Source organism: Alkalibacterium sp. s-m-28 (genome assembly GCF_054658175.1).
On record NZ_BAAGIQ010000380.1, the window covers coordinates 1 to 262 of the forward strand.

General features: G+C 44.3%; 1 protein-coding gene. It reads right to left on the minus strand.

Features of this window, described 5'->3' with window-relative positions; all coding sequences use genetic code 11:
- Positions 1–262, minus strand: a 262-nt coding sequence (locus tag ACYQ4S_RS12700; RefSeq protein ID WP_459771542.1) for a transposase, incomplete at both ends; no start/stop codon positions are given.

Here is a 262-nt window from a genome sequence, read left to right on the forward strand (position 1 = left end):
GGACTTGCTTTTTGGCTCGCTCCGAAAGCACCTTTCGGATCAATTTTAAGACGACCGTCTGCCACTGTTTTCTTAGTTTGACGTAAGGAATATAGTCATATTGCTTCCATTTCCCATCCTTTGTCACCCCACCCATTGTCACAAGCATATGGATATGAGGGTTAAATTCTAGTTTAGATCCAAAGGTATGAAGAGCGGAGACAATACCAGGTGTGACACCTAACGATTCGAACCATTCATTCAAAAGCCGTCCGGCTTCGTC